Genomic DNA, 7,861 nt, shown 5'->3' with positions numbered 1-7,861 from the left:
CCTAGTGATCCTACGGCGGCAAGTGGAAGCGCCGTGGCTTAACGGATAAAAGCTACCCCGGGGATAACAGGCTGATCTCCCCCAAGAGTCCACATCGACGGGGAGGTTTGGCACCTCGATGTCGGCTCATCGCATCCTGGGGGTGTAGTAGCTCCCAAGGGTTGGGCTGTTCGCCCATTAAAGCGGTACGTGAGCTGGGTTCAGAACGTCGTGAGACAGTTCGGTCCCTATCCACTGCGGGCGCAGGAGGCTTGAGGGGAGCTGCTCCTAGTACGAGAGGACCGGAGTGGACGCACCTCTGGTGTACCGGTTGTCCTGCCAAGGGCACGCGCCGGGTAGCTATGTGCGGACGGGATAAGCGCTGAAAGCATCTAAGCGCGAAGCCCACCCCAAGATGAGGCCTCCCACCGGGTAACCGGGTAAGACCCCAGGAAGACTACCTGGTTGATAGGCCGGGGGTGAAAGGGCCGTAAGGTCTTGAGCCTACCGGTACTAATCGGTCGAGGGCTTGAAGGTACTGCCTTAGGGGTAGCTGTATGGAGCTTGCACCGTGGCTCGGAGTCGCAGGCTAAGGCTTCATTCGCACGCGGAGCCGGGATCCGAACGCACGAGCCATGGCTGAGCTTGTTGGGGCTGTATGGCCCCGCCCACAAAATTCCTCGGTGGCGATGCCGGAGGGGTCACACCCGTTCCCATTCCGAACACGGTCGTTAAGCCTTCCTGGGCCGATGGTACTGCGCGGGCAACTGCGTGGGAGAGTAGGTCGCTGCCGGGGGTATTGTCGAGTGGGGGAGAGCTTCGGCTCTCCCCCACCTCTGATTAGTAGCTGTTCCGCGTGCCGGTCCATCAGCTGACCCGCGTGCCGTCACCCTCAGATTGACGTTGTGCTATCAGACGCCCCTAGCGGGCATCTGCACAGATTATTCCGAGAGGATGGAATCTGACCATGATGATCCGGCCCTCCCTTGAGTCGCTGCTTGAAAAGATCGAGAACAAGTACGTGCTGGTCGTGGCCGTGTCGAAGCGGGCGCGCGTCCTCAAGGAAGGGCAGTTGCCGATGGTGGACGTGGCGAGCAACAACCCGGTGACCGTGGCCCTCGAGGAGATCGCCGCCGGAAAGATCCGGGTCGAAAAGCCGAAGGAGTAATCCCCCGCGTCGCTTTCCACCCGCGCTTCCAATCCTTGGCAATAGCGCGGGTGCTTCCCTCTATGCCAGAAGCGCATCCAGCCGCGTGTATTCCAGATCGTGGGCCGCGGCGACGGCGGGATGGGTGAGGTGTCCCTCCGCCGTGTTCACCCCGTGGCCCAGCGCGGGGTCGTCGAGCGCGGCTTGTTTCCATCCCTTTCCGGCGATTTCCAACGCGTACCGGATCGTCATGTTCGTCAACGCATACGTCGACGTTCGGGGCAGCGCCCCAGGCATGTTCGTCACCCCGTAGTGCAGGACGTCGTGCTTCACGACGATCGGGTGGCTGTGCGTCGTCGGGTCGGTGGTCTCGACGCACCCGCCCTGATCGACGGCGACGTCCACGATCACCGACCCCGGCTTCATCGTCTCGACCATCGCTTCGGTCACGAGACGGGGGGCCCGTGCCCCCGGAATCAAGACGGCGCCGACCAGCAGATCGGCGTAGGCGACGGACTGCTCTAGGGTCACCGCGTTGCTCATGATCGCCATGGCCCGCCCGTGGAGGACGTCATCGAGGTAGGCCATCCGCCGGGGGTTGCGCTCGAGCACCGTCACCTGGGCGCCCATGCCGGTAGCGATCTTGGCGGCGTGCGCCCCGACCACCCCTCCGCCGATGATCACGACGTTGGCGGGAGGGACGCCGGTGACCCCGCCGAGCAGGGTGCCCTTCCCGCCCGCGGTCTTCTTCAGATAGAAAGCCCCCTCCTGAACGGCCATTCGCCCCGCGACCTCGCTCATCGGGGTGAGGAGCGGGAGTTCCCCGTCGGGGAGCTGGACCGTTTCATAGGCGATGGTCACCGTCTGGGATTTCATCAGCGCCCGGGTGAGTTCCGGTACCGCGGCCAGATGGACGTAGGTATAGAGAATCTGGCCGGCATAGAGGTATCCGTACTCCTCGGGGAGCGGCTCCTTGACTTTCATCACCATTTCCGCGCCCCAGGCCTCCGCCGCTGACCGGGTGATGCGGGCGCCCCGCCGTTCGTAGTCGCGATCCGCGATTCCGCTGCCTTCGCCGGCCCCCGCTTCGATCACTACCGCGTGGCCGGCGTCGACCAACTCGCGGACGCCGGCCGGGGTGATGCCGACCCGCCCTTCCTGATCTTTGATTTCCCTGGGGACACCGATTCGCACCCTGGGGCTCCTCTCTCCTCGGCGACGCTGTCAGTGTTCCACGATTCTCGGTGGTCCTCCTGGCCCCGACGGAAGCCGCGGGCGGCGCGGAGAGATTTCGCCGGATCGCGTCGATTCTCTGATCACCGCGCGTTCGCGCACGCTTCGCCCGCCGCGCCGGCGCATGCCCACAGGATATCCCCACCACCCGGCGATGAATCAAACGACAGTTCCGGATTGGCGCGTTGGGCGAAGTGTGCTAGAGTGTGCGCTGTCAGCGAGCGCCACATCAGGGTGAGAGTGAGGTAGCTCTTCGGAGCCAACCCGGCTTAACCTGAATGTGGCCTCGCTGTTTTCGTTCCGTCGCTCCCCCTGGCCGAGGCCCCGAAGCGCTCGACGAACCGGATCAGTGCCTCGATGCCGCGGTGAAACTGCGTGAGGGACAGCTTCTCGTCGGGACTGTGCCAGTTGGCGTCGGGCAGCGCCCACCCCGTGACGATCGTCGGGATCTTCAGGCCATCGCTCAACTGGGAGACGACCGGCACCGTCGCTCCCGACCGGATGTACACCGTGTCGTGGCCGAACGCCTCGGCGAACGCGGTGCTGGCGGCTGCGATCGCCGGGCTACGTCGATCGATCAGCACGGCCGGGGCGCCTCCCCGGCGACGGACGGTGACCTGGACGCCGGGAGGCGTGAGGCGGCGGACGTGGGCCGTAAAGTGCTCGGCGATCTCGAAGGGATCCTGGCGGGCCACGAGCCGCATGCTGACCTTCGCCAGGGCCCGCGCCGGAATCACGGTTTTGACTCCCTCGTCGATGAACCCCCCAGGCATGCCGTGTACATCGAGCGTCGGCCTGGCCCACAGGCGTTCGAGGACGGAAAACGATGACTCCCCGACCAACGCGAGGGCTCCCACTTCCTCGCGGAGGAAGGCGGCGTCGTCGAACCCGAGCCGCGCCCAGCCTTCCCGCTCTTCGGGATCGGGGGGGATGACGCGGTCATAAAAGTGTGGGATCAAGATCCGCCCCCCGGCATCCTTGAGGCCGGCGAGGATCTGCGCCAGGGCGAGGAACGGGTTCGGCGCCGCCCCGCCGTACAGGCCGGAGTGAAGATCGCGCACCGGACCGCGCGCCTCCACTTCCGCGCTGGCGATACCGCGGAGCCCGAGGGTGATGGCGGGAATCCCCGGCGCCATCATGCCGGAGTCGAGGACGATTGCCGCATCCGCGCCGAGACGGTCGGGGTGGGCGCGAATGTACGATTCGAGGACACTCCCGCCGCACTCTTCTTCGCCTTCCACGAGCAGCTTGACGTTGACGGGCAGGGCGGCTCCGGTGGCGAGGTAAGCCTCCGCGGCCTTGATCAGCGTGAAGATCTGCCCTTTGTTGTCGGCCGCCCCGCGGGCGTGGAGATTTCCCCCCCGCACCGACGGCTCGAACGGCGGAGTCGTCCACGCCTCGAGCGGGTCCGCCGGTTGCACGTCGTAGTGCCCGTAGCCGAGGAGCGTGGGACGCCCCGGTGCCCTCAGCCATTCCGCGTACACCAGCGGGTGCCCGTCCCCCGAAATGACCCGGGCCTCGAACCCGATCGCCCCGAGGTGCCCGGTCAGCCACGCGGCGGCCCGGTCCATATCCGGCTGGTGAGCCGGAAGCGTACTGATGCTGGGGATGCGAAGCCACTCGCACAATTCCAGCTCGAACCGGGGCCCGCAGGCGCGGGCGAACTCACAGGGTGTCGTCATCGACGCGGTCGGGGTATGCGGGAGGGTTCTCGCTGACACCTCGGGCTCCTCCCTGTTATAATGAAAGCACGCTTGGCGGCGTAGCTCAGGTGGCCAGAGCACGCGGTTCATACCCGCGGAGTCGGGGGTTCGAAGCCCTCCGCCGCCACCATCGTGTCCGCATATGCCTTCTGTGTCCAGGAACGCCTCGACTCCCCGGCGAATCAGGCCGGCGTGAGAGACGGGCCCCTCGCCGTCGTGCCTCCCTCCGCGTGTGGCGCGGTCCCATGGATCGACATTCTACTGCCGCGGTGAACACTTCCTCACGGACGCCGGGGGGCGACGAGGCCGCCCGGACGATCGTGGAACGCGTGCGCGAGACGCTCCGCCGCTACCGGATGCTGAACGGCGGCGAGACCGTGATCGTCGCCGCCTCGGGGGGGCCCGATTCGACCGCTCTGGTGTACCTCCTGGCGGAGCTGCGCGACGATCTTCTCCTGACGATCCATCTGGCGCATCTCAACCACGGCCTCCGCCCGGACGCGGTTGAGGATGCCGCGTTCGTCGCGGCGATGAGCCGGGCATTGCGGTTGGGGTGCCATGCCGCGTCGGCCGATCCGCGGGCGCTCGCCGATCGGGAAGGCCTGTCCCTCGAGGATGCCGGACGGCGACTCCGCTACGAGTTTTTCGCCCGGGTGGCCCGCGAAACCGGCGCCGCGGCGCTGGCCACCGGGCATACCTCAGACGATCAGGCCGAGACCGTGCTGATGCGGATGCTCCGCGGGACCGGGCCCGAGGGGTTGGGGGGGATTCCACCGGTCCGGACGGCAGGGGGGGTGCGGATCATCCGGCCGCTGATCGACACGCCGCGGCACGACGTCGAGGGCTATCTGCGATCGCGCGGGATCGGCTGGCGCGAGGACTCCACGAACCAGGACCCTACCATCCTCAGAAATCGGATCCGGCGCGTCCTCATCCCGGTGCTGGAAGGGTATAATCCTGATGTGCGGCAGGCGCTGGTCAGGCTGGCCGGCCTGTTGCGGGACGAGGTCGGGGCGCTGGAGTCGCTCGCCGCCCCAGAGATCGCAAGGGCTCTGTCCGGCCGGCGGGGCGCCGTGATCGTGGCGCGCGAACCGTTTCGCCGCCTACCGGTTGCGCTGCAGCGCCGGGCGATCCGCGAGGCGGTCCGCCGGGTGCGCGGGAACTTGCACGCCGTTGGATTCGTTCACCTGGAGGGAGCGCGTCGACTGGTGCTGGAGGGACGCGCGGGATCGAGGGTGGTCCTGCCCGGGGGCGTTCGCGTCGCCCGGCTCCCGGGCGGTGCCGAGGTGGCGATGGACGATCCCGTGGCGAACCCGGCGGAGTATCGGGTGCCGGTGCCGGGCCGGGTGGTGGCGATCGAGTTCGGCCTCCACCTGAGGGCGACCGAGGTGGCGGGCGACGGGTTGGTGGAGGTGCGGATGGGCCGGCCGCAATCGGACGAGATCGTCCTCGACGGCGCCGCGATTGGGTCGGAGCTGATCCTGCGCGGGCCTCGCCCCGGGGACCGATTCGCCCCGGCGGGGATGCACGGGCGGACGAAGACGATCGCCGACTACTTGGGCGAGGCGAAGGTCCCGCGACACCGTCGCGCGTTCGTCCCGGTGCTGACGACTGAGGGAGGAGAAATCCTGTGGATCATCGGCATGCGGGCGTCGGAGCGCGCGCAGGTCACCGAGGCGACGACGCGCGCGGTGCGCGTCGCGGCCCGTCCGCTCCTGGCATGAAATGTTTGTGTTATAATTTTTTTGAGGGTTCGGCACCGGGTCGGACGGCCGGGCGCTGCGGGGACTGTCCCAGAGGGGGATGCGTGAGTGTTTAGCAAGTACGTTCGGAACCTGCTGGTGTGGGCCCTGATCCTCGTGGTGGTCCTGTATCTGGTGCTGCCGCTGTACAACAGCCGGGGCACCTCGAGCGAGGTCATCCCGTACAGCGTGTTCGTGACGGAAGCGACGCAGGGGCACATCGACCAGGTATCGATCGGCGATGATGCCGTCTCCGGGCAGTACAAGAGCGGGAAGCAGTTTCGGACCTACGTGCCAAAGGGCGATAGCTCGTATCTGGAGACCCTGCGCGACCACGGCGTGAAGATCACGGTGGAACCCTCGTCCAAGTCGTCGTTGTGGCCCAATCTGCTGACGACGATGCTGCCCTTCCTCGTCCTGGTCGGCCTCTGGATGTTGATGCTCCGGCAGGCCCAATCGGGCTCCAACCAGGCGATGTCCTTCGGAAAGAGCCGTGCCCGGCTGCACACCGAGGCGAAGACCCGCGTGACCTTCGACGACGTGGCCGGGGTCGACGAGGCCAAGGAAGAGTTGGAGGAGATCATCGAGTTCCTCCGCCATCCAAAGAAGTTCCAGGCGCTGGGGGCCAAGATCCCCCGCGGCGTGCTCCTGGTGGGCCCGCCCGGCAGCGGGAAGACGCTGCTGGCGAAGGCGATCGCGGGGGAAGCCGGGGTGCCGTTCTTCTCCATCTCGGGCAGCGAGTTTGTGGAGATGTTCGTCGGCGTGGGGGCTAGCCGAGTCCGCGATCTCTTCGATCAGGCCAAGAAGTCAGCCCCCTGTCTGGTGTTCATCGATGAGATCGACGCGGTGGGACGGCAGCGCGGCGCGGGGTTAGGCGGCGGCCACGACGAGCGGGAACAAACGTTGAACCAGCTCCTGGTGGAGATGGACGGGTTCGATCCGAATTCGGGGATCATCGTCATCGCCGCGACCAACCGCCCGGACATACTCGATCCGGCGCTGCTGCGGCCGGGGCGGTTCGACCGGCGCATCGTGGTCGACAACCCGGACGCGAAGGGGCGGCGGGCGATCCTCGACGTCCACGCCCGGGGGAAGCCGATCGGGGAGGACGTCAAGCTCGATGTGCTGGCCCGGCGCACCCCGGGGTTCAGCGGGGCGGATCTAGCGAACATGGTCAACGAGGCGGCCCTGCTCACGGCGCGGCGGGGGAAGAAGCGGATCGGGATGCCCGAGTTCGACGAAGCGATCGAGCGGGTGATCGCCGGGCCGCAGCGGAAGAGCCGCATCCTCTCGCCCAAGGAGCGGGAGCTCACCGCCTATCACGAGGGTGGGCACGCGCTCCTCGGGAAGCTGGTGCCCCAGGCCAACCCGCCGCACAAGGTGACGATCCTGCCGCGGGGGATGGCACTCGGGTACACGATCCCGCTGCCGCAGGAGGAGAAGTACACCGTGACGCGCAGCGAGATCCTGGCGAACATCACGGCGATCCTGGGGGGTCGGGTGGCGGAGGAGATCGTCTTTGCGGAGATCACGACCGGCGCCGCCAACGATTTCGAAAAGGCGACCGAGCTGGCGCGGAAGATGGTCACCGAGTTCGGGATGTCCGACAAGCTGGGGCCGCTCACGCTGGGCACGAAGCACGGGCCGGTGTTCCTCGGTCGGGATCTGGTGGAGAGCCGGAATTACTCCGACGAGATCGCGTACGAGATCGACAAGGAAGTGCGTCGGATCATCGACGAGTGCTACGGGCGGGCACGGGCGATGCTCACCGAGCACCAGGGCGTCCTCGACCGGATCGCGCACGCGCTGTTGGAGCGGGAGTCCCTGGAGAGCGATGAGCTCGACGCGTTGATTGCCGGCCGACCGCTGCCGCCCGAGGTCCCGGAGGTCGTGGCCGCCCCGCCGGCGACCCAGGAGGTGAAGTCGTTCCCTCGGCCCGAGGCGATCCCACCGAAGCTGAAGCCAGAGGCGACCGGGTAGGCGCGGCCGGGACGTGACGATCGCGGGGAAGGAGCCGGCGGGCTGCTTCCCCGCTCGGTTTTGAGGCGACGACACCC

Annotated in this window: 5 protein-coding genes, 1 tRNA gene and 2 rRNA genes; 6 read left to right on the top strand and 2 right to left on the bottom strand. The window is 67.3% G+C overall.

All coding sequences use genetic code 11. The annotated features are described in order from the left end of the window. The 3 genes from VKV57_09355 to rpoZ form a co-directional block, all read left to right on the top strand. Positions 1–516, top strand: a 23S ribosomal RNA gene (locus tag VKV57_09355); the annotation flags it as partial. A gap of 142 nt (positions 517–658) precedes the next feature. Then, positions 659–775 (top strand): 5S ribosomal RNA (gene rrf / locus VKV57_09350). 171 nt (positions 776–946) lie between these two features. Continuing rightward, complete coding sequence (gene rpoZ, locus VKV57_09345; GenBank protein HLW60111.1) at positions 947–1,147, top strand: DNA-directed RNA polymerase subunit omega; 201 nt, start codon at positions 947–949, stop codon at positions 1,145–1,147. A 60-nt stretch (positions 1,148–1,207) separates the two neighbouring features. Here rpoZ and ald read toward each other — a convergent pair whose 3' ends face one another. Next, complete coding sequence (ald, locus tag VKV57_09340) at positions 1,208–2,320, bottom strand: alanine dehydrogenase (GenBank protein ID HLW60110.1); 1,113 nt, start codon at positions 2,318–2,320, stop codon at positions 1,208–1,210. Between the two features lie 308 nt (positions 2,321–2,628). Next, the gene (locus VKV57_09335; protein HLW60109.1) at positions 2,629–4,080 is read right to left on the bottom strand and encodes a dipeptidase; all 1,452 of its coding nucleotides are present in this window, start codon (positions 4,078–4,080) and stop codon (positions 2,629–2,631) included. Positions 4,081–4,115: 35 nt separating this feature from the next. Here VKV57_09335 and VKV57_09330 point away from each other — a divergent pair. The 3 genes from VKV57_09330 (at position 4,116) to ftsH (ending at position 7,784) form a co-directional block, all read left to right on the top strand. Next, a tRNA-Met gene (locus tag VKV57_09330) sits at positions 4,116–4,192 on the top strand. Positions 4,193–4,307: 115 nt separating this feature from the next. Beyond that, on the top strand, positions 4,308–5,786 hold the full coding sequence (tilS, locus tag VKV57_09325) for a tRNA lysidine(34) synthetase TilS (GenBank protein HLW60108.1): 1,479 nt from the start codon (positions 4,308–4,310) through the stop codon (positions 5,784–5,786). A gap of 87 nt (positions 5,787–5,873) precedes the next feature. Further along, the gene (gene ftsH, locus VKV57_09320) at positions 5,874–7,784 is read left to right on the top strand and encodes an ATP-dependent zinc metalloprotease FtsH (GenBank protein ID HLW60107.1); all 1,911 of its coding nucleotides are present in this window, start codon (positions 5,874–5,876) and stop codon (positions 7,782–7,784) included. The last annotated feature ends 77 nt before the right edge of the window (positions 7,785–7,861 follow it).

The organism is bacterium, from assembly GCA_035307765.1.
Taxonomy (GTDB): Bacteria; Sysuimicrobiota; Sysuimicrobiia; order Sysuimicrobiales; family Segetimicrobiaceae; genus Segetimicrobium.
This window is presented reverse-complemented; position numbering and strand designations above follow the sequence as displayed.